The 20,390-nt window shown below is 70.9% G+C and carries 17 protein-coding genes; 11 read left to right on the top strand and 6 right to left on the bottom strand.

Features of this window, described 5'->3' with window-relative positions; all coding sequences use genetic code 11:
- Positions 1–74 precede the first annotated feature (74 nt).
- Positions 75–1,238 (bottom strand): TIGR02266 family protein, encoded by a 1,164-nt coding sequence (locus tag F8M74_RS13040; protein WP_141255673.1) that lies wholly within the window; start codon positions 1,236–1,238, stop codon positions 75–77.
- A gap of 70 nt (positions 1,239–1,308) precedes the next feature.
- The gene (locus tag F8M74_RS13035; protein ID WP_141255672.1) at positions 1,309–3,135 is read right to left on the bottom strand and encodes an Hsp70 family protein; all 1,827 of its coding nucleotides are present in this window, start codon (positions 3,133–3,135) and stop codon (positions 1,309–1,311) included.
- A gap of 191 nt (positions 3,136–3,326) precedes the next feature.
- Here F8M74_RS13035 and atpH point away from each other — a divergent pair, with 191 nt between their 5' ends.
- The 3 genes from atpH to atpA all read left to right on the top strand — a co-directional run bounded on the left by atpH (position 3,327) and on the right by atpA (position 7,298).
- Positions 3,327–3,875, top strand: coding sequence for an ATP synthase F1 subunit delta (gene atpH / locus F8M74_RS13030; protein WP_011556945.1), 549 nt, complete (start codon positions 3,327–3,329; stop codon positions 3,873–3,875).
- Positions 3,876–4,021: 146 nt separating this feature from the next.
- The gene (locus tag F8M74_RS13025) at positions 4,022–5,500 is read left to right on the top strand and encodes a PAS domain-containing protein (protein ID WP_141255671.1); all 1,479 of its coding nucleotides are present in this window, start codon (positions 4,022–4,024) and stop codon (positions 5,498–5,500) included.
- A 250-nt stretch (positions 5,501–5,750) separates the two neighbouring features.
- Positions 5,751–7,298: a F0F1 ATP synthase subunit alpha gene (gene atpA / locus F8M74_RS13020; RefSeq protein WP_141255670.1), complete on the top strand. Its 1,548-nt coding sequence runs from the start codon at positions 5,751–5,753 to the stop codon at positions 7,296–7,298.
- A gap of 78 nt (positions 7,299–7,376) precedes the next feature.
- Here the strand turns inward: atpA and F8M74_RS13015 are convergent, their stop codons facing one another.
- Positions 7,377–8,225, bottom strand: a complete 849-nt coding sequence (locus F8M74_RS13015; RefSeq protein ID WP_141255669.1) for an HAD family hydrolase — start codon at positions 8,223–8,225, stop codon at positions 7,377–7,379.
- Between the two features lie 195 nt (positions 8,226–8,420).
- Here F8M74_RS13015 and F8M74_RS13010 point away from each other — a divergent pair, with 195 nt between their 5' ends.
- The 4 genes from F8M74_RS13010 (at position 8,421) to F8M74_RS12995 (ending at position 11,587) form a co-directional block, all read left to right on the top strand.
- Complete coding sequence (locus F8M74_RS13010) at positions 8,421–8,564, top strand: HAMP domain-containing histidine kinase (protein ID WP_194857002.1); 144 nt, start codon at positions 8,421–8,423, stop codon at positions 8,562–8,564.
- Between the two features lie 43 nt (positions 8,565–8,607).
- Positions 8,608–8,970, top strand: a complete 363-nt coding sequence (locus F8M74_RS13005; protein WP_228559440.1) for a hypothetical protein — start codon at positions 8,608–8,610, stop codon at positions 8,968–8,970.
- A 159-nt stretch (positions 8,971–9,129) separates the two neighbouring features.
- Entirely contained in the window at positions 9,130–10,641 is a 1,512-nt protein-coding gene (locus F8M74_RS13000; RefSeq protein ID WP_216619671.1) for a hypothetical protein, read from the top strand.
- 79 nt (positions 10,642–10,720) lie between these two features.
- Entirely contained in the window at positions 10,721–11,587 is an 867-nt protein-coding gene (locus F8M74_RS12995; protein ID WP_141255666.1) for a hypothetical protein, read from the top strand.
- A 43-nt stretch (positions 11,588–11,630) separates the two neighbouring features.
- On the opposite strand, the gene F8M74_RS12990 is transcribed toward F8M74_RS12995, so the two are convergent.
- Entirely contained in the window at positions 11,631–12,035 is a 405-nt protein-coding gene (locus F8M74_RS12990) for a response regulator (RefSeq protein WP_140869163.1), read from the bottom strand.
- A gap of 332 nt (positions 12,036–12,367) precedes the next feature.
- On the opposite strand from F8M74_RS12990, the gene F8M74_RS12985 reads away from it, so the two are divergent.
- Entirely contained in the window at positions 12,368–13,303 is a 936-nt protein-coding gene (locus tag F8M74_RS12985) for a hypothetical protein (RefSeq protein ID WP_216619670.1), read from the top strand.
- A 63-nt stretch (positions 13,304–13,366) separates the two neighbouring features.
- Here the strand turns inward: F8M74_RS12985 and F8M74_RS12980 are convergent, their stop codons facing one another.
- A complete protein-coding gene (locus tag F8M74_RS12980) occupies positions 13,367–14,056 on the bottom strand; it encodes an NTP transferase domain-containing protein (RefSeq protein ID WP_163884419.1) in 690 nt (229 codons plus the stop codon).
- A gap of 513 nt (positions 14,057–14,569) precedes the next feature.
- Between F8M74_RS12980 and F8M74_RS12975 the strand changes: the two genes are divergently transcribed.
- Positions 14,570–15,457 (top strand): OmpA family protein, encoded by an 888-nt coding sequence (locus tag F8M74_RS12975; protein WP_141255664.1) that lies wholly within the window; start codon positions 14,570–14,572, stop codon positions 15,455–15,457.
- 15 nt (positions 15,458–15,472) lie between these two features.
- On the opposite strand, the gene F8M74_RS12970 is transcribed toward F8M74_RS12975, so the two are convergent.
- Positions 15,473–16,000 carry a hypothetical protein gene (locus tag F8M74_RS12970; protein ID WP_225888313.1) on the bottom strand — a complete coding sequence of 176 codons (528 nt, stop codon included), beginning with the start codon at positions 15,998–16,000 and terminating at the stop codon, positions 15,473–15,475.
- A gap of 191 nt (positions 16,001–16,191) precedes the next feature.
- Between F8M74_RS12970 and F8M74_RS12965 the strand changes: the two genes are divergently transcribed.
- Positions 16,192–19,167 carry a hypothetical protein gene (locus F8M74_RS12965; RefSeq protein ID WP_216619669.1) on the top strand — a complete coding sequence of 992 codons (2,976 nt, stop codon included), beginning with the start codon at positions 16,192–16,194 and terminating at the stop codon, positions 19,165–19,167.
- A gap of 27 nt (positions 19,168–19,194) precedes the next feature.
- Complete coding sequence (locus tag F8M74_RS12960) at positions 19,195–20,388, top strand: OmpP1/FadL family transporter (RefSeq protein WP_141255661.1); 1,194 nt, start codon at positions 19,195–19,197, stop codon at positions 20,386–20,388.
- The last annotated feature ends 2 nt before the right edge of the window (positions 20,389–20,390 follow it).

Raw genomic sequence — 20,390 nt, 5'->3', positions numbered from 1 at the left:
TGCCACCGGCGTGCCAGGGCACTGTCCCCCTGGGAAACCCAGGCCCCGCCACCCGTTGCGGGCGCCCTCGCCTCTCAAAAACCTGAGGCGCGCGGCGAACCTGGAGCCGGAAAACCGAGACCCCGGGGCACGAAGCGGACGAACTGCTGGGTGAGCACCGGGTCCATGTGCTCCAGCCGCAGCCCCATGCCCACCGAGGACCGGAAGACGCCCTGCGGCAGGGGCGGGTTGGACCACGCCACCGTCGCCTCGGCGGTGCAGGGCGCGCGCTGGCCCGCGAGCAACACCTTCAACGTCAGCCGGGTGCCCTCGCGCGCCGGCGTCAGGGTGCGCACGAAGAGCGCGCCCGGCCCCGCGTCATGGCTGAAGCCCGACAGCGTTGTCCCGTTGGGCGTGGTGAACTCCACCACCGTGAAGAAGGGCACGCGCTCCGCGGCGCGCAACGGGGCGTGGCCTGGAACCAGTCGCCCCAGAACACAGCCGAGCAGCTCGTCCGCGCCCATGTGACGCTTCTCCAGGAGCGGCGCGCCACCCAGCGCCTGCGCCCGGGCGAGCACCTCCTGCGACTCCTCCGCGCGCGACAGCAGCACCAGCGGCTTGCGCGGGTGCGCGTCGTGGAGCTTCGTGGCCAGGGCCAGCGCCTCGCGCGGCGTGCGCGACACGTCCACCACGAAGCCATCCAGTTGCGCGCCGTGCTCCGCCGCCAGGTTCGCCGCGTCCCCCATGTCCCGCGCATAGAGGACGTGGAGGCCCTCCTGCTCCAACGAGCCGCCCAGGAAGGTGTGCAGGAAACGCCCGCCCTCCACCAGCAGCACCCGGCGCCCACGCGGCAGGCCCTCGCGGACACGCTCCCGGGCCTGGCGCACCGCGGCCAGCTTCGCCTCCAGGGCGCCCAGCGCCACCGGCTTGGGCAGGAAGTCGTCGGCGCCCGCGCGCCAGCAGTGCATCACCTCGTGGGGCTCGCCGCCGGAGGTGAACATGATGACGGGCACGTTGCGCCCCGCGGCGTGTGCCTTCACCAGCCGGCACACCTCGTCACCCTGCATGCGCTCCATGCGCAGGTCCAACAGGATGAGCGCCGGGGTGCGCCGGGCCAGCTCGGCCATGCACGCCTCGCCGCCCTCCATCGCCACCGCCTCGCAGCCCAGCCGTGTCAGGTGCAGGCGCACCACCTCCCGGGCGGTACGGGAGTCATCCACCACGAACACGGTGTCACGCGCGTTGGGAGGAGGGCTCATACGTTCACGGATAGGTGGAAAGGGGCGCCAAGGCCACCGGCGCCCGGGGCCACCGTTCGGGGATGGACGCTCAGGCGCGAGGCTCCTGGCGACCGGACAACAGCCGCGTGAGCTGCTTGGCAATGGTGGCGCACTGCGCCGCGTTGCCACTGTCGAGGGCAGAGCGGCCACCATCCAACAGACGCTGCACCGTGCCCAGGGTGGCCTGCGCCTCCGGGCTGGGGTTCTCCTGCGCGCTGCGCTGGAGCAGCCGCGCCAGCTTCTCCCCGCGCTCCAGCAGCTTGCGGAACAACTCCTCCGCGCGCTTCGCGTCCACCACGCCCTGCGAGCGCGCGTAGTGGGCCTGCTCCGCACCCAGCTTCTCCGCCTCGCCCTGCGGCAGCCCCGCACGGGCCTCCAGCCGCACGGCCTCCATGTTGCCGGTGGTCAGGTCCGTGGCCTTGACGGACAGGATGGCCTCGCTGGACAGCTCGAAGACGACCTCCAGCGGCACGTCGCCGCGCGCGGCGACGTGGAGGCGCTTCAGCACCACCTCGCCCAGCTTGTAGTTCTCGTCCTGGAACTCGCTCTCGCCCTGATACACGGGGATGCGCGCTTCCTGCTGGCCGGAGCTGCCCGGATAGAAGATGTCCCGCGCCACCACCGGCACGCCGGTGTTCTTCGGGATGAGCCGCCTCACGCGCCCACCCATGACGCCCACGCCCAGGCTCTGGGCGGCGACATCCAGCAGCAGCGCCTGGCCGGACTGGCGGATGAGCTCGTCGGCCTGCACCGCGGCGCCCAGCGCGACGGCCTCCTCCGGGTGCACGTCCGTGGAGGCCGCGCGGCCGAAGAAGTCCGCCACCAACCGCCGCACCAGCGGCACGCGCGTCATGCCGCCCACCAGCAGCACCACGTCCACCGCGTGGGGGTCCATCTTCGCCTCGCGCATCACCGACTCGCAGACATCGAGGCAGCGGCGCGACAGCGGCTCGGACAGCGTTTCGAAGAAGGAGCGCGTCAGCACCGTCTCCAGCTCCGCCATCCGCTTGCCGGGCGCCGAGTGGTCGCCCAACCCTGCGACGTAGATGGACGCCTCTTCCTTCTCGGTGAGCTCGCGCTTGGCGGACTCCGCGGCCACCTTCAGCCGGCGCAGGCTCTGCGCGTCCTGCGACACCACGTGCCGCAGCTCATCGTCCACCTGTGCCAGGAGCCACTGGACGATGCGCTGGTCGAAGTCCTCGCCGCCCAGCCGAGGATCGCCGCCGGTGGCGCGCACCTCGAAGACACCGGACTTCACCTCGAGGATGGACACATCGAAGGTGCCACCGCCCAGGTCGAACACCAGCGCGTTGCCTTCGAAGCCGCGTGACAGGCCATACGCCAGCGCCGCGGCGGTGGGCTCGTTCACCAGCCGCACCACGTCCAGCCCGGCGATGCTGGCCGCCTCGCGCGTGGCCTGCCGCTGGTTGTCGTCGAAGTTGGCCGGAACCGTGATGACGCACTTGGTGACGGGGCGGCCGAAGTGCGCCTGCGCGTCCAGGGCCAGCTCGCCCAGAATCATCGCGGACACCTGCGTGACGGGCATCACCCGCCCGGCGAGCCGCACGCGCACGTCGCCAGAGGGCCCGGCCACCAGCGGATACGGCACCAGCGCCTTCGCCTCCTGAACCAGCTCCGGCGTGTAGCGGCGCCCCAGGAAACGCTTGGTGGCCCACACCACGGAGTCCGGGTGCTCCTCGCCCAGGGATTGTGCCGCGACGCCCACCACGCGCTCGCCAGCTTTGTTCACGCCCAGCGTGGACGGCGTCAACCGGCCACCCGCGCGCGCGGGAATCATGCGCGGGCGTCCGTCTTCCACGGTCGCCACGGCGCTGTTGGTAGTACCCAGGTCGATGCCGATGACGGGGTCATGCATGGGGGGCCGAGAGGACTCCACCCTACGGGTGTTCGCGCCAGCTCGCCAAGCCCCCTTCCCTCGCCTGCCCGCCGATAAGCGGCGCTTTCCCACGCCACGGCCCGGGCCAGCAAGCGTGCCCCCGGTGACAGGGCTTCACGATGCCAGGGACGTTGCCCGGGGGAAATCCTCGTGCTAAGGGCGCGACCGCCATGGTGAACGTGTCGATCGCCCGCCGCTACGCCCGCGCCCTCCTCGATGTCGCTTCGGAGGCGGGCCGCACTGACGCCGTCGCCGAGCAGCTCACCGCCTTCGCCGACGTCATCGCGAAGAACGCCGAGCTGACGGATGTGCTCGTCAACCCTGCCTACACCCGCGAGCAGCGCCTGCGGGTGGTGGAGTCGGTGATGCAGGCCATCCCCGGCGGCGTGGAGGCCACGCTGGCCAACACCCTCCGCCTGCTGGTGGACCGCAACCGCCTGGGCTACCTGGCGGACATCGCCCGCCTCTTCCGCGACATGGCGGACGCCCGTGCCGGCCGCGTCCGGGGCCACGTCACCAGCGCCGCGCCGCTTCCGGCCGACGCCCTTGCCCAGCTCCAGCAGACCCTGCAGCAGCTGACCCAGCGCAACGTCCTTCTGGAGACGCGCGTGGACCCCAGCCTGTTGGGTGGTGTCTCCGCCCAGGTGGGCAGCATCCTCTACGACGGCAGCATCCGGACCCAGCTCGAAGAGATGCGCCGCGAACTGAAGCAGCGCTGAAGCCCGCCCGCTCGCCGGGCAACCAACGTTCCAGGTCGTCTTCATCACCCCGCAGTCCAGGGCTAACCGGTATTTCCAGCGGGCCCTGACAGCGGTATACTCGCAGGCGGTACGGGACAGACCCGCGCCGCCTGGACGACCTGACCATGCCGCAGTCCCTACTCCACCGGTATTCCGAAGGTCCGTCCACGCTGGCGGCGCCCGAGGAGGCTCGGCCCTTTCTGGGGGCCCTCCTGAGCGCGGCGGGTTGTGGGGTGGCCCTGCTGGACCGGGAGCTGCGTCCGGTGTGGGTGAATGCCACGCTGGCGGCGCTGTCCGGCCTGGAGCCGCGCGCGCACGTGGGCCGTCCTCTGGCGGAGCTGTGGCCGCAGGTGGCGCAGGCACTGTCACCGCTGCTGGCCCGGGCGCTCTCCGGAGAGGACGTCACGGATGCCCCTGTGCGGGGCGTGCTGGCCCCCGCCGCGGGTGAGCGGCACCTGCGGGTGGGCCTGTCCCCGGCGCTGCAGGGCGGCGCGCTGGCGGGGGTGGCGTTGTGGGTGCGCGACGAGACGGAGCGCTTCCTCGAGGAGCAGCGGCTGCGCGCGCGGGAGTCTCACATGCGCAGCCTGGCGGACGTGGCCTGTGACGGGCACTTCCTGCATGACAACGGCATCGTGATGGACGCCAACCGCGCGATGTCGCAGCTGCTGGGCTACGCGTCACCCTCAGAGATGATCGGCCGGCATCTGGCGGATTACGTCGCCCCGGAGTTCCGCTCGCAGGTGGGGCTGGTGCTCAGCCGCGGGCTGGAGACCCCCTATGAGGTGGTCGTCCTCCGCCGGGATGGCCAGCGGCTGCCCCTGGAGGTGCTGGGGCGCTACGTGACGTGGGAAGGCCGGCAGGTGCGGTTGGTCGCCGTCTGGGACATCAGCAGCCGCAAGGCCACGGAGGAGCTCTCCGCGAACACCGAGCAGTTCCGGCACCAGATGCTGGGCGTGGTGGACGTGGAGCTGCGAGCGCCTCTGCAATCGCTGCGGGAAGGCACGCGCTCCCTTCAGCGGCTGGACGGGCTGGAGGAACCGCAGCGCACCCTGGTGAGCCAGGTGGCCCGGTCCGCTCGGCGCATGGAGCGGATGCTCCAGGAGCTGATGGACTTCACCCGCACGCGGCTGGCGGGCGGACTGGCGCTGCGGCCAGAGCCCGCAGTGCTGGACGCGGTGGTGGCGCGCGTCGTGGAGGAGCGCCGCCGTGAGCATCCTCGGCGAACCCTCCACCTGGAGACGGAAGGCGACCTGCGCGGCCACTGGGACACCCACCGGCTGGCGCAACTGGCCGACAACCTCCTGGGCAGCGTGCTCCATCAAGGGGCCGAGGATTCGCCGGTCACCTTGCGCGCGGTGGGCGCGGTGGGTGGCGTCACGCTCTGTGTGAAGAGCCCCGGACTCACGGTGGCGGCGGAGGAGCGCCCCTCCCTCTTCGAGCCCTTCCGTAGGGAGCGCGGCGCCACGCCAGAGGGTCTGGGCCTGGGGCTCTACATCGCCAGGCAGATCGCCGTGGCCCACGGCGGGAAGCTGGCGGTGGAGTCCTGCTCCGGAGGCGGCGTGAGCTTCACCGCCTGGCTGCCCCGCGAGGGGCCGGGGCATTGAAGGCCTCTACGCCTGGCGCCGCCTCAACGGCGGCTGATGCACCAGAGTAGCCGGGCGCGGTTTTGGCCCACCTTTGGAGCGCCTTTGCGCAGCCGCCTGTCCCACTCCTGAACGGGCGTCCTCTCCTACCCCGTGGCGGGTGGCGCGGACCGCATTGCAGCGGGTGGGTGTGCGTGGTAAGGGGCCCCGACTTCAAGGTTTCGGCGGCCTGCTCCACGTCGGCCGCCCCTGCGCAAGGACGCATACGCTCATGGAAATCCGCGCCGACGAGATCAGCAGAATCATCCGGGAGCAGATCAAGGACTACGGGAAGAAGGTCACCGTCGCGGAGACGGGTACCGTGCTGTCCGTCGGTGACGGTATCGCGCGCATCTACGGCCTCGAGGGCGCGCTCGCCGGTGAGCTCGTGGAGTTCACCAACGGCGTGCAGGGCCTCGTCCTCAACCTTGAAGAGGACAACGTCGGCGTCGCCATCATGGGCGACTTCCAGGCCATCCGCGAAGGCGACACCGTCAAGCGCACCCAGCAGATTGCCTCCGTGCCCGTGGGCAAGGAGCTGCTCGGCCGCGTGGTGGACCCGCTCGGCAAGCCGCTGGACGGCAAGGGCCCCATCACCGCCACCGAGACGCGCCGCCTGGAAGTGAAGGCGCCCGGCATCGTGTCCCGCAAGAGCGTGCACGAGCCCCTGCAGACGGGCATCAAGGCGCTGGACGCGCTGGTGCCGGTGGGTCGTGGTCAGCGCGAGCTCATCATCGGTGACCGCCAGACGGGCAAGACGGCCGTCGCCATCGACACCATCATCAACCAGAAGGGCCTGAACGTTTACTGCATCTACGTGGCCATCGGCCAGAAGCAGTCGACGGTGGCCCAGGTGGTGGAGAAGCTGAACCGCTTCGGCGCCATGGAGTACACCACGGTGGTGGCGTCCAACGCCTCCGACCCGGCCCCCATGCAGTTCTTCGCGCCGTACGCCGGCGTGGCCATGGGCGAGTACTTCCGCGACAACAAGATGCACGCGCTCATCGTGTACGACGACCTGTCCAAGCAGGCCGTGGCGTACCGCCAGCTGTCGCTGCTGCTCCGCCGTCCGCCGGGACGCGAGGCCTACCCCGGCGACGTGTTCTACGTGCACAGCCGCCTGCTGGAGCGCGCCGCCAAGCTGTCCGACGAGGAGGGCGCCGGTTCGCTCACCGCGCTCCCCATCATCGAGACGCAGGCCGGTGACGTGTCGGCGTACATCCCGACGAACGTCATCTCCATCACCGACGGGCAGATCTTCCTCGAGACGGACCTCTTCTTCGCCGGCGTCCGCCCGGCCATCAACGTGGGCCTCTCCGTGTCCCGCGTCGGTTCGGCCGCGCAGATCAAGGCCATGAAGCAGGTTGCCGGCACCATGAAGCTGGAGCTCGCGCAGTACCGCGAGCTGGCCGCCTTCGCCCAGTTCGGCTCCGACCTCGACAAGGCCACCCAGGAGACGCTGGCGCGCGGCGCCCGCATGGTGGAGCTGCTCAAGCAGGGCCAGTACGAGCCCATGCCCGTCGAGAAGCAGGTCATGCAGATCTACGCCGCCACCAACCGCGACGACCCCAAGAAGCGCGGCTGGATTCGCGACATCCCGGTGGCCGACGTGGTGCGCTGGATGCGTGAGTTCCTGGAGTTCGCCGACGGCAAGCACCCGAACGTCGCCAAGGACCTGGCGTCGAAGCGCGAGCTGACCGCCGACATCAAGACGGCGCTGAGCAAGGCCATCACCGAGTTCAACGAGGTCTTCCAGCCGACGCCGGGCGCCAAGGCTTAACGCCCTCGCCGGTTGTGACCCACGAGCCCCGCGCTCCCTTCACCGGGAGGCGGGGCTTCGTGTTTGCGGGCCCGGCCGTCAGCGAAGGCGGGGCAGCACGCCGTGCAGGCTGCGGTCCACGCCGCCGCGCGCGCCCAGCAGCTCCATGGCCTTCAGCTCGTAGGGCAGCACGTTGTCGCGGGCCACCAGCTGCACGTGCGCGCCCAGCGCGGCGGGCAGCGCCAGGTCCAGTTCGTAGATGTCACCGGCCACCAGCGTCTGCTCTGGCGTGGTGCCCGTGGTCTCCCAGACGCGCTTGAGGGCCTCGAAGTACCGGCCCCGGCGCAGGTAGACGGGGCGGCGCAGCACACCGTCCAGCGACTGCGTCTCCGGCACCGCGGTGAAGCGGGCATCCGGCGCGTCCGGCGGGTCCAGGAGGAACTTGCGCGCGTCCCCGGACACCGTGAGCTTCTCGCGCCCCTTGGGCGCCAGCTGGTCCAGCTTCTTCTCCACCAGGTCGGTGTGCGCGTTGGTCACCACCGTCACCGGCAGGCCCGTGGCCACCAGCGCCTCCAGCACCTCCTTCGCCTCCGGCTTGAAGGCCGTGGCCGAGTGCGCGTAGGCCTCGCGGTAGAGCTTCTGCACCACGTCGGAGCGGCGGGCCTCGTCCTGGCCCTGCCCGAAGCGCTGCATGAGGCGGTGGGCCGCGCAGGTGGCCGTCAGGTACGGGTCCGCCGTGGCGGGCGCCACCACCCGGCCGCCCAAATCCCAACCCAGCGCGTCCGCGCCCGCGCGCAACGCGGCGACTTCCTCCTCCCACGCGGCCTCCAAATCCTCGCCCAACGCCGCCGCCAAGCCCTGCCGGAAATGCTGGAGGAAGGGGGCGCTCTCCGCCGCCACGTCCGTGAAGGTTCCGTCGAAATCCAGCACCACGCACGCAATCGCCATCAGACCACCAGCTCCCGAAGATGAAGAAAGGGGCCGGATGAGGCCTCACCCACGGGCCTCGAATCAAGCCCGCCCGCATCAACAGGCGGCCGGGCGGACACTGCCCCCGGGAGCCTCACCCCGAGGACGTTTCCCCTGCACCCCGGGTTCTCATCCAGCCACGGAACGGCCCGACGTACAGCCCAGGCCACACCCGTGGCCTGTCGCCACGTCCGCCAGATTGCCCGCGCCCACGGCGGCGAGCTGACGGTGGAAGCGCCTCCCCTGGGCCCCGGCGCGCGCTTCGTGCTGCGCCTGCCCATGGCGCAGGTGCCGCAGGCTCCCACGTCCTCCCCTTGAAGCCTACCCCGCCCAGGCCGCTAACCTCACGGGCATGGAAGCGATGCAGCGAAACGAATCGGCGCCCCCGCGCCGGGCGTGGCTGCCCTGGGGCCTGCTGGTGAGCGCGGTGCTGCTCGCCGCGAGAGGGGCCTGGGCGGGTTCGCGCTCCATCTCCGCCCTGGTGGAACGCAACGACGCGCTGACACGCGAGGCCGCCGAGTCCGAGGCCCGTGTGGCCGAGCTCCAGGCCCTGCGCGAGGCCATGTCGCGCCGGCTGCGCACGCTGGAGCAGCAGCATCACGCCGCCTATGCCGCCGCGGTGACGGCCACCGCCGCGTGCACCACGGCGCTCCAGCCGCCGCCCGCGCCGGGCAAGCCCGAACCCCGGCGCCTGGCCAAGGCCAAGAAGCAGGGCCGGCGCTGACAGCGCGTGGCCTCCAGGTCCACACCCCCTGAGAGGGTGTGGATACCCAGGCAACAGGGCCCACCGCCAACCCCGCGAAACCGCGTGCCTGAGTGCCCGGCCCGCTACGTGCTACCGCCGGAGCCACCGAGTCCCTTTTCGCTCCGAGGTCCACGCTCCATGTCGCCCTTCGCGATTCGCCCCTCCTCGCGCTCCCTGCGGGCCGCGCTCCTATTCCTGACCGCGCTGCTGCTTCCCCAGGCCCCGGCCCGGGCGGAGCCCGGCATCCGCATCCTGAACTCGCTCCGCGCCGAGGAACTGGCCTTCAACGCGCTCACCAGCAACCGGGCCGCGCTGGAGGCCCTCACCGAGATGCCGCTGCACTCGAAGACGTTCGTCCTCGACGGCCGGCTCAAGCACGCGCTGGAGCACCCACCTGCCCGGAACGTGATGGCGTACCTCACCGAGTGCGCGCTGCCGCCCGGCGCCGCCGTGGAGTGGACCAGCCGCGCCGGCGATACGTACACCTTCAAGGGCGAGGTGGGGCTGTGCCCAGAGTGGGAGAATGACAAGCCGAGCCAGGCCTGCCTGGGCTACGTGACGGCCTGTCTCCTGGCGCGCAACAACGCCTTCGGCCGCCGCGTGATGGTGTCCATGCGCGGCGAGGACCCGAGCGAGCCCCGGCGCTTCAACCCCTCGGGCGCCCGCCAGGAGTGGAGCCCCATGTTCCTGCCCTGCGCGTCGGGTGAGGCGGGCCTCCATGCCGAGTGCGGCTGGCTGGGGGAGAACGTGGGCACCTGCACCCCGGGCGACAAGGTGACGGTGGCCGCGGGCGCGCCCCACCCGGACACGTGCACGGGCCAGTTGGGCCGCATCTTCGGAGACCGGGTGCTGCGCGTGTGCGAGGACCCACGGGGCTGCGCCTGGGAGGACCGTCTGGCGGACACGCTCGGCAACCCCTGCGGCGGAATCGAGCCCAGCGTCGAGTTCAAGTGCCCCGCGAGCGGCCGCTACAGCGTCATGTCCGCGCCCTACAGCCGCGCCGCGATTCCGGGCTCGTGGGTGGCCCCGGTGGCCACCTCCGGCACCTACCCGGCCGAGCCCTTCGGCGCGTACACGTTCCGGGAGGGCGCCTTCTACGGGAACATGTTCGACTCGCGCGGCCTGACGGTGGAGGTCGTCCTCAATCAGGACAACTTCCAACCCAAGCTCGTCAACCTGCGCTTCAAGGGCGTGGTCCACGATAACGTCCACGCCTGCCACGGCCGGGACTGGGTGGACGGCGACAGCCACCTGCGCTCGCGCATCTGCGCCAACGCCGACATCGGCGGCGAGCGCATCGCCGGCTGCATGGCCTACGCGGCGGGCCCCTGCGAACCGGGCAGCTACAACCCCCGCTCCGCCCGCTGCAAGGTGAACGACGGCACCGCAGTGTGGGGGGACGGCGACTTCGAGGGATGCATGGACGAGGCCGGCTTCCAGCACCCCGAGCCCATCACCGTGTACCTGCGCTCGCCCTGCGAGGTGATTTCCCCCAAGACGCAGACCACCTGTGGGGTGACGTGTGACTACTCCGAGTTCCCTCCCAAGTGCTCGGACACGTGCAAGCTCAAGAAGTCCCCGGGCCAGTGCCTCCAGACGGACGCGTGCCTGACCAACCCCAAGAACTGCCCGGCGCCACCGCAACAGTGAGGCGGATTGAATAAAGCAGGCCGCCAGGCGTCCAGGTCTCCGGCGGCCGCATCCCCGGCCCATCGTCAGGAGCTGACCCGTGTTCCCAATCCGGACCCTGCTGTGTGCCCTTCTCGCGCTCGCGCTGGGCCTGGGTCCCACGGCGGCGGAGGCCCGCTTCGGCAAGCGCTCGCGGCCGTCCCAGAGCGACTCGAACCGGGACAGGGATGACAAGGAGCACGGGGCCTCCGCCATCGGCTCGGACGACGACGACGACGACGACGACGACGCGCCCCGCCGCTCCTCCCGGCGGCGCTCCTCCAGCAACCGGCGGCACGTGAGTGGCGGCTCCAGCACGGTGACGGTGAGCTGGCTCTCCTACCTCTTCATCACCGGCAACCATCGGATGGGCGTGTCGCCGGAGCTGCGCGGGGAGCGCCACGCGGCGGCGCTGTCCTTCCGCGTGGGCATCCAGGGAGGGCCGCTCAATGAAGGGGGCGGCGGCGCCGACCTGTTCCTCGGGCTGGAGGGCCGGCGCTTCGGCGTGGACCTGCGGCTGACGGGCCTGGGCCTGCCCACGGATGACGGGACGAGCGGTTCGGACTCCATCACCCTGACGCAGTCGCACCTCACCTGGGCGCTCATCTCCCACGAGCGCGCCCGCCTGCGCGCGGAGGCCGGTGTCAGCACCGCGCACGCGCCGGACATCACCTTCGTCGGCCCCAGCTTCGGCGCCTCCCTGGAGGCCTGCATCATCGGCCCCCTGGACCTGGAGGCGCGCCTGCAGGTGACGCCCTTTCCCTACCGGCAGGTGGACGCGAACGCCGCGCTGGCGTTGAAGCTGGGCGCGGTGGTGCTGCGCGGCGGCTACCGCGGCATGGTGCTGGACGACGCCGGCTACGTGGATGGCGTCTCCCACGTCGACACCTTCCACGGCCCCTTCCTGGGCCTGGGCCTCACCTACTGACGTCCTCTGAAGTCCTCACGCCCGCGTCAGCGCGCAGCCGCGCTCACGCGGGCGTCTTCACCGCGCCGCTGGCCACCGGGCAGTGCCGCCGCGTCGCCTCCAGCAGCATCTCCAGTCTCACGGGCTTGCGCAGCACCCCCGCCGCGCCAGGCGGCAACGGCCCGGCCTCCGCCGTCATCACCACCACCCGCGTCCCGGCGAAGCGCTCATCGGACCGCAGCCGCTCGAGCAGACCTCGCCCGTCCACGCGCGGAATCTCCCAGTCGAGCAGCACCAGGCAGGCGGACTCCAACGCCGCGAGCACGCGAAGCGCCTCCACGGCGTTAATTGCCATGGACACCTCGAAGCCCTCGTCGTGCAGCGCTTCCGCCATGGCCCCCCGAACGTCCGGGTCATCCTCCACAATCAGGACCTGCGGCTGCACCACGGGATGAGTCACACCCGGCACCCTAGTCCCTCCTTCGCGCCCAGGCACGAGCGACTTCGCCGCATTCCGCTCTCTGTCAAAGCATGAGCATCTGCCGGGCCCGCGCATGCAGATATTACAGCATGGGGAAGGCCCCGCGGCCCCTCCGGCACCGCGCGCCACACGGCCTCCCGGACAAGCGCGCGGCGTGAGCTTTCACCGGGTGGCATTCGCAGCGACGGCGAACCGGCGCGGTGTCTGGCGCCGCACAGCATGCGCTGGTGGACGACAGCTCGCGCCTGGAGGTCCATGGTCCCTGGGGAGGGAAGGCGATTGAATCCATCCGCCCCCGAAATCCCCACGAGGAGTGGACCTTGCCCGCATCCAAGGCCGTGCTGTGCGCCGCGCTCGCGGTCAGTGTCCTGCTGGGCACCTCCCCCGCGCAGGCGCGCTTCGGCAAGCGAGACACCTCCTCGTCTTCGTCCTCGTCACGGAGCACGTCCCGTCAGGCCTCCCCGTCCCAGGAGTCACGCGGCGCCCGAGCCCACCCCGCGTCTGCCATTGGCCAGCCCCGCGAGGGCTCGCGCGGCAACCGCCGAACGCACCCGGCCTCCGCCATTGGCCGCGAGCGCACGCCCCGGGGTGACGACGCGCCCCGGCGGCGCGTCACGCGCGCGCGCCGGCCGCCACCGGGCTCCATCGTCGCGGGGGCCGTCATCGGCGCAACCCGCCCGGGCTTCGCCTCCGTGCGGCCCGCCCAGCGGGTGATGCGCGAGCAAGAGGACACGGTGCCGCTGCTGGTGCGCATGGGCGTGCAGGGAGACTTGCTGGGCGACGCCGGGGCCATGGGGCTCTTCATGGCCATGGATGGCCGCCACCTGGGCCTGGACGCGCGCATCACCGGCATGTCGCTGCCCGCGACGGATGGCTCGGATGCCACCGACCGCATCACCCTGCTGAGCGCGCACGCCTCCGCGGCGCTGTGGGCGGGGGAGCGGGGCCGGCTGCGGCTGGAGGGCGGCGTCGCCAGCGCGCATGCGCCGGACATCATCTTCGTGGGCCCCAGTTTCGCCGCGTCCGTGGAAGCCTGCATTGGCCCCTCGCCGGTGGACCTCGAGGCCCGCATCCAGGCGGTGCCCTTCCCGCACCGTCAGGTGGATGCCCAGGCCGGCCTGGCCGTGCACGTGGGTTCGCTCCACCTGCGCGGCGGCTGGCGGGCCCTCTACCTCAACGACGCCGGGCACACGACCGGAGAGAAGCAAATCGAACGGCTCACCGGCCCGTACCTGGGGCTGGGCCTCACGTTCTGACGCCTCGGGTGTGCTGGCCGGAGCCCCTTCTCTCACAGGCCCCAGCCAGCCAGCCGTCGCGCGCTACTCCTCGGACGCGGCGGCCATGGGCGCCGAACCGCCGCCCAGCTCCGCCACGTTGGACGTCGCAGGCGCGGTGCCACGCTTGGCACCGCGCCGCTTGGGCGGAGGCGCCAGCCGTGGCTGCGTGCCGAACAGGCGCTCGTACGTCTCCGGCGTGTTGATGTTCACCACCACGCCGGGGTCCTTCACCGGCACGCGGCGCACCTTCATCGTCGCCAGCGCGGGCTCCAGTTGCTGGCCCTCCGCGGCGCGCAGCCGCTCCGCCCCGCTCCGTGAGAGCACCAGTGGCCAGCCAGGCGCGCCCTCGAACTCCGGGCGCAGCAGCTCATCCGCGTCCCCCGCCATCTTCAGGAGCGACTTGAGCGTGGACGCGCGCAGCGCCGGCATGTCCACCGGATGCAGCAACACCACGTCCGCGCCCGCCTCCAGCGCGGCGTCCAGCCCCGCTTTTATCGACAGGAGGGGCCCTTCCTGCCACCGCTCTGCTTCCACCAGCTCCATCCCCGGATGCTGCTCGCGCACCGCCTCGGAGTCCTTCCCCACCACGCCAAGCACCATGGAACCCGCCTTGCCAAAGGTGGACGCCAGGGACTGGAGGAAGCTCTTGCCTCCCTCGTGCTCGATAAGCGCCTTGGGGTGGCCCATCCGCCGGGCCTCACCCGCAGCGAGGATGATCGCCACTGCCTTCATGCCAGCCTCCTCCGCCCCCATGAATGAACGCCGCAGGCCCGGGGGCCTCCTCTCAAAGGCTGTGGCGTCCGCGTGGGATTGCAGCCCACCCCTGGGTCCCAGCCGTCAGCCAGACGCCAGTCACTCCGGACGGGTGTTCGCTGGGTGAGCATCTGGCCAGGCGCTCCGTCCCCTATCCGCCATCCGAAACGCCGTGTCCTGTCGTGGGGCTCCCGCAAGAACTCGAAGCCGCAGAAGGGCTCCGGGTCGGAGCCGGGGCAGCCCTGGAAGGTCCCTTGGCGGATGCCTCCCCGCGCTCAACGTGGCCATCCTCGCCGCCAGGTGCACCATCTCCGGCGCGGGTTTCCGCTCCCAGGCCGTGTCCTCCGGACGCGGCGTGCGAAGCGGAGGGCGCCCTTCTGACACCGCTGCAACCTTGCACCGCCAGACACCTGCGCACACCGGGGCGCCTTGAGGCGCACCCTGGGCGTCTGGCTACGGTGGCCCCCGTTCAGCCACTCGGGAGGTCGCGACATGACGGAGTCCACGCAGCACGGCCAGGCACAGCACGGACGGCCCTGGGTGCCCTGGCTGGTGACGGCGTTGGTGGTGCTGATGTCGGGCGGCGTGATGTACCTGGCGCACCGCGGGACGAGCCAGGCCGAGGCGCTGGCGGAGCAGTCCCGCCAGTCCGCCGTGGACGCCGCCACGCGGGCGCGTGACGCGGAGGCCGCGCGGCTGCAGCTGGAGCAGAAGCTGGCGGCGCTGGAAGCCGAGCGCGCCCAGCTCGCCACGGAGAAGGAGCAGCTCAGCTCGGAGAAGGAACAGCTCAGCCAGACGGTGCAGGAACAGGAGGCGGAGCTGGCGAAGCTGAAGGCCACCTACGACGACCTGCAGGACAAGATGAAGGCGGAGATCGCCGAGGGCGCCATCCGCCTGTCCCATGCCGAGGGCCGCATCCAGGTGGACCTGGTGGACAAGGTGCTGTTCGATTCCGGCGACGCGAGCATCAGCGCGCGCGGCCAGGAGGTGCTGACGCGGCTGGGCAGCGTGCTGGCCAAGGTGGAGGACAAGTCCATCCAGGTGTCGGGCCACACGGATGACTCGCCCCCGTCGCAGAAGCTTCAGAGCACCTTCCCGTCCAACTGGGAGCTGTCCGTGGCGCGCGCGGTGAACGTGGTGCGCTTCCTCCAGGACACCGGCGGCGTGCCCGCGCGCCGACTGGTGGCTGCGGGCTACGGGCAGATGCGGCCAGTGTCCACCAACGCGACCCCGCTGGGCCGCGCGCGCAACCGGCGCATCGAGGTGCTCCTCATGCCGGACCTGCCCTCCAAGCGCACGCCGACCGCGGCCGTCCAGCGCGCGGTCGCGGGTGGCACCGCGACCAAGGCCCAGGCGAAGCCCGCGCGCGGGGCGAAGTAGCCCCGCGCCTTTCCGCTACTGCTTCTCCACCGACTCCAGCAGCTTGCGGAAGGACTTCTCCGAAGCGGCCACCGTCTTCTCCGGGCCCGTCAGCTTGAAGAAGACGGCGCCCTGGGCGCCCTCGACGATGGCGCCCAGCAGCCGGAAGCCGGGCTTGGGCGTCGAGGGGCCCATCATCGGCCCGCCGCCCGTGTACGTGCCCTTCACGTCCACCGTCGTCAACGTCATGCCGTTGACCTTCTCCGCCTTCGTCTTCGACTTCTCCTGGGGAATGGGCTTGCCGTCCGCCGTCTGGAACTGGCCCACCCAGCGCTTCACGTTGGCGTCCACCGCGCCGCCCTGGCCCTGACCGAAGTAGAAGACGGCCAGCTCCGCGCCCTCCGTGTCGCCCTTCGCCGCGGGAATCTTGTACGTCGCCGCGCGCATCGGCCGGGCTCCCTGCACCGCCCAGTCCGCGGGCGCCGTCCACTTCAGGCCCCCCGCATCCTCCGCATGCGCCACCACGGCAACGGCCACCACCAGCACACCCAATAGTCGGTTCATGCGCGGCAGCGTAACCGCCAGGGGCACACTGCGCAGCGTGTCAACGACCGCCCGTCTCACAACCCCGCACGCGCCATCACAAGTGACACGACGCGTCAAGTCCCTTGTCTTCCTGCCAACCCAGGGACGTGGTACGCCACGGACGTTTCCAGTCCAGTCATCCAACCCAGGACTTGGAGGGGGTTGTACCCATGAGAAAGGTGTTGTTCCTCGGGGCCTTTGCCCTGGGCGCCTCGGCCTGTACTCCCGATATCGCCCAGGACCCGCCGCGGAGCCCCGAAGACTCCGTCGTCGCGGAGTTCGATCCAACCGGGTCTCCACCCGTCGTCCCGTCGCCCAACGACCTGGCCATTGTCAACGGTCTGGTCAACGCGCCCATCAACCCGCAGGCGCCGGCGGCGGAGCAGGAGTTCACGCGCGACTACGTGAACACGCTCAACGGCTTCCCGACCACGGTCACCGCGACCACCCGCATCCGGGGCCTGGAGGCGGGAACGGTCAACACGAACACGGTGAAGATCATCGACGTGTACGCGGGTACGCCGCTGGCGAAGCCGGCGACGCCCAGCTACATCGGGTACAACGAGGAAACCAACCTCGTCACCATCATCCCCCCGCTCCCCGGAGGCTGGCCCAAGGGTGGCCGCTACGCGGTGGCCATCATCGGCGGTGAGAACGGCGTGAAGACGACGGCCGGCAAGCCGGTCATCCCGTCCGCCACGTGGGCCTTCGCCAGCTCCGCCGAATCGCTGGTCACCTGCGACGACCTGGCGGCGCCCAACTGCCAGACGGCCACCGAGCTCATCCCCTCCACGGTGACGGAGCCCGCCGCCCGCCTGGCGGACCAGACGGCCAGCGCCCTGCGGCTGGAGCAGCTGCGCCGCGGCTACGCGCCCATCCTGAAGCTGGTGTCCGAGAAGTTCAGCGTGAAGCGCGAGGACATCGTCCTCCTGTGGACCTTCTCCATCATGGACCACCCGGAGGCCACCTTCGATCCGGGCAACGGCGTCGTCCCCTTCCCCAATGACCTGCTGCGCAACCCCGAAACCGGGCTGCTGGCCCTGCCGGAGCCCACCGAGGCCGGCCCCGCGCAGATGCTCATCAAGGGCCTCAACACCCTGGACGGCTGGTCCACCACCGCGCCCATCGTGTCGGAGAACGGCGCGAAACGCGGCCCCATCGACACGGGTTCCCTGCTGGACGCGAACACCGTGCGCATGAAGATCGGCTTCACGCCGGACACCGAGGAGGAGCAGAAGACCACGCTGCGCTTCGTCAAGCTGACCAACCCCACCTCGGGCACCAACCCCCAGGTGAAGCTGTGCTTCAACTGCGAGCCCGTCGTGGAGGGCCTGACGCCGGCGCCGAACTCGCCGCAGCAGCTCCAGATTGTCCCGGAGGTGCCGCTGGACGAGGCCACCCAGTATGGCGTGGTGATGCTGCGTGGCATGAAGGACACGCTGGGCCGCACCGTGGCGCCCACCGCCGCGCAGGCGCTGATGCGCATGGCCAACCCGCTGGTGGACGCCAATGGCAAGAGCCAGGTGGCCGCCGTTCCTGACACGCTCGCCCGGGACCTGGAGCCGGTGCGTCTGGGTATGAAGCGGCTGTTCGACGGCCTGGAGGCCGCGGGCATCCCGCGCAAGGACATCAACCTGGCGTGGGCCTTCACCACCCAGAGCACCCGCTCCATCCTCGAGCGGCTGAACGCGGCCCCCACGCAGGTGCCGGCCGACCCCGTCTACCTGCTGGACCAGACGGCCACCATCAAGGGCACGATGGCCGCCCTGACGCTGGACAACGACGCGGTGGGCCGCGTCTTCATCGGCGCGTACCACTCGCCCTTCCTCCTGGATGACGCACAGGGCACGCTCAACCGCGCCACGCCGCGCATCGACCGCGTCCCGTTCATGCTCTTCACGCCCGCGGGCGCGGCGCCCGCGGACGGATACCCGGTGGTCATCTACGGCCATGGGCTGACGGGCAACCGCACCAACATCTTGACGGTGGCCAACAACTTCAACGCGGCGGGCTACGCCGTGGCGGCCATCGACACCGTGTTCCACGGTGAGCGCGCCAGCTGCGCCGGCATCAGCGAGCAGTCCCCGGTCATCATCGACGAGGACCGCAATGGCGTCCCCGAGCTCACCTTCACCACGCCGGATGAGGCCTGCGACGACGGCGACACCTGCGACGTGACGGCGGGCAGCGCCACCTTCGGCCGCTGCGTGTCGAACAACCAGCCGCCCTGCGACGTGGGGCCGACCGCGTCGCCGCACGGTGACGTGTTCTGCTCCAGCCAGGGCCTGGGCCGCTGCGTGGCCGCGCTTGGTAGCGCCACCGGCACTTGCGAGGGCGGCGACTTCGCCCGTCCGGGTCCCACCCAGCCGCCGTACGTCTCCGGCGCGGGCTTCCTGAACCTGGTCAACCTGTTCGCCACCCGCGACAACTTCCGCCACCACGTGGTGGACTTTGCCCAGTTGGTGCGTGCGCTGGACACCGACAGCCTCAACGGCCGCCTGGCTGGCGCGGGCGCCGGTACGCTGAACACCAGCCAGTTCAGCTACGTGGGCCAGAGCCTGGGCGGCATCCAGGGCGTCCTGTCCGCCTCCGTGTCCCCCGTCGTGGGCCGCACGGCGCTCAACACGGTGGGCGGTGACCTGGTGGACATCCTCCTGACGGCCACCGACCCGGCGTTCGTGCGGTACCGCTCGGGCTTCTTCCAGACCCTGGAAGGCATCGGCCGCGCCCCGGGCACGCCGGAGTTCTACGAGTTCATCACCCTGGCGCGCACCATCCTGGACCCGGCCTCGCCCCGTAACTACGGCAAGTACCTGGAGAACGCGCCGTCCGCGCCCGCCAACCGCGAGGCGTTCATCCAGTACATCGAGGGTGACATGGTCATCCCCAACACGGTGACCGAGGGCCTTATCAGCGCGGCCCACCACCCGCTGGTCAACGCCTCCACGCCCCGCACGGTGCAGACGTACCTGGCGGAGGACGGAATGGGCCTGCCGGCGGACGTGCGTCACGCGTTCTTCGGCATCGTGAACCCGTCGCTGGACCCCAGCTCGGCGACCAGCCAGTTCCTCCGGTCCGTGCGCAACACCGCGCAGAACCAGGTCATCCAGTTCCTGAAAACGGGCGTCGCGTCGCCCACCCCGTAACGGCCTCCAGAGAGAGAACGAACCAACATGAAGAAGACACTCTCCCTCATCACGTTGCTCGCCGCCGGGACGACCCAGGCCGCGGGCTTCCAGGTCAACACCCAGAGCGCACGCTCCTCGGGCATGGCCAACGCGGCGGCGGCGTGGCTGGATGACTCGTCCGCCATCTACTCCAACGCGGCCAACATCCTGGGCGTGGAGAAGCTGGACATCACCGCGGGCGTCACCGGCATCCTCCCCAGCCTGCAGTTCACCCCCACGGGTGGCTCGGTGCAGGGGCAGAAGACGACGCTGTCTCCGCCGCCGCACGTGTTCGCCGTGTACAAAATCACGGACTCGCTGGCGGCCGGCGTGGGCTTCTACACGCCGTTCGGCGCGAGCAGCCGGTGGAAAGACGACTTCGTGGGCCGCTTCCGCGCCCAGGAGTCCGGGCTGTCCATCTACAACATCAACCCCACGGTGGCGTACCAGGTGCACGACCGCTTCCGCGTGGGCGCGGGCCTGAACATCACCCGCGGCACGCTGGAGATTAAGCGCGCGCTGGGATTCGTCACCAGCGAAGGCCAGGTGCACCTGGGCGGCGCGGGCTGGGGCCTCGGCTTCAACGCCGGTGTCCAGGCCGTGGTGGTCCCCAAGCTCGTGACGTTGGGCGTGCAGTACCGCAGCCCCATCAGCATGACGTTCAAGGGCGACGCGGACTTCCGGGACGTGCCGCCGGCCTTCCAGGGCCGTCTGCCGGACACCCGCGTGGAGGGTGACGTCAAGTTGCCGCAGTCGGTGGTGGCGGGCATCGCCGTCACGCCGCTGGACCGCCTGACGCTTGCGTTCGACGCCAACTGGGTGGGCTGGTCCAGCTTCCCGGAGCTCGCCATCGAGTTCCCGGACAACCCGGCCATCAACAACCCGCTGCCGAAGAACTGGCGCTCGACGTGGAACTTCCACCTGGGCGGTGAGTACGGCATCACCGACGCGCTGCAGGTGCGCGCCGGCGTGCTGTGGGACCCGGCGCCCAGCCCGGATGAGACGCTGACGCCGGACCTGCCGGACGCGAACCGCTTCGGCGTGTCGGCGGGCGTAGGCTACAGCTTCGGCGCGGTGCGCGTCGACGCCGCCTACCAGTTCGTCAACCTGCTCGACAAGGACAGCACGGCGCCGGGCATGACGGGCGTCTACAACGGCACGGCCCAGGTGTTCGGCCTGACGCTCGGCTACTCCATGTAGTC

It is taken from the genome of Myxococcus sp. CA023 (assembly GCF_010998615.1).
Lineage (GTDB): Bacteria > Myxococcota > Myxococcia > Myxococcales > Myxococcaceae > Myxococcus.
This window is presented reverse-complemented; position numbering and strand designations above follow the sequence as displayed.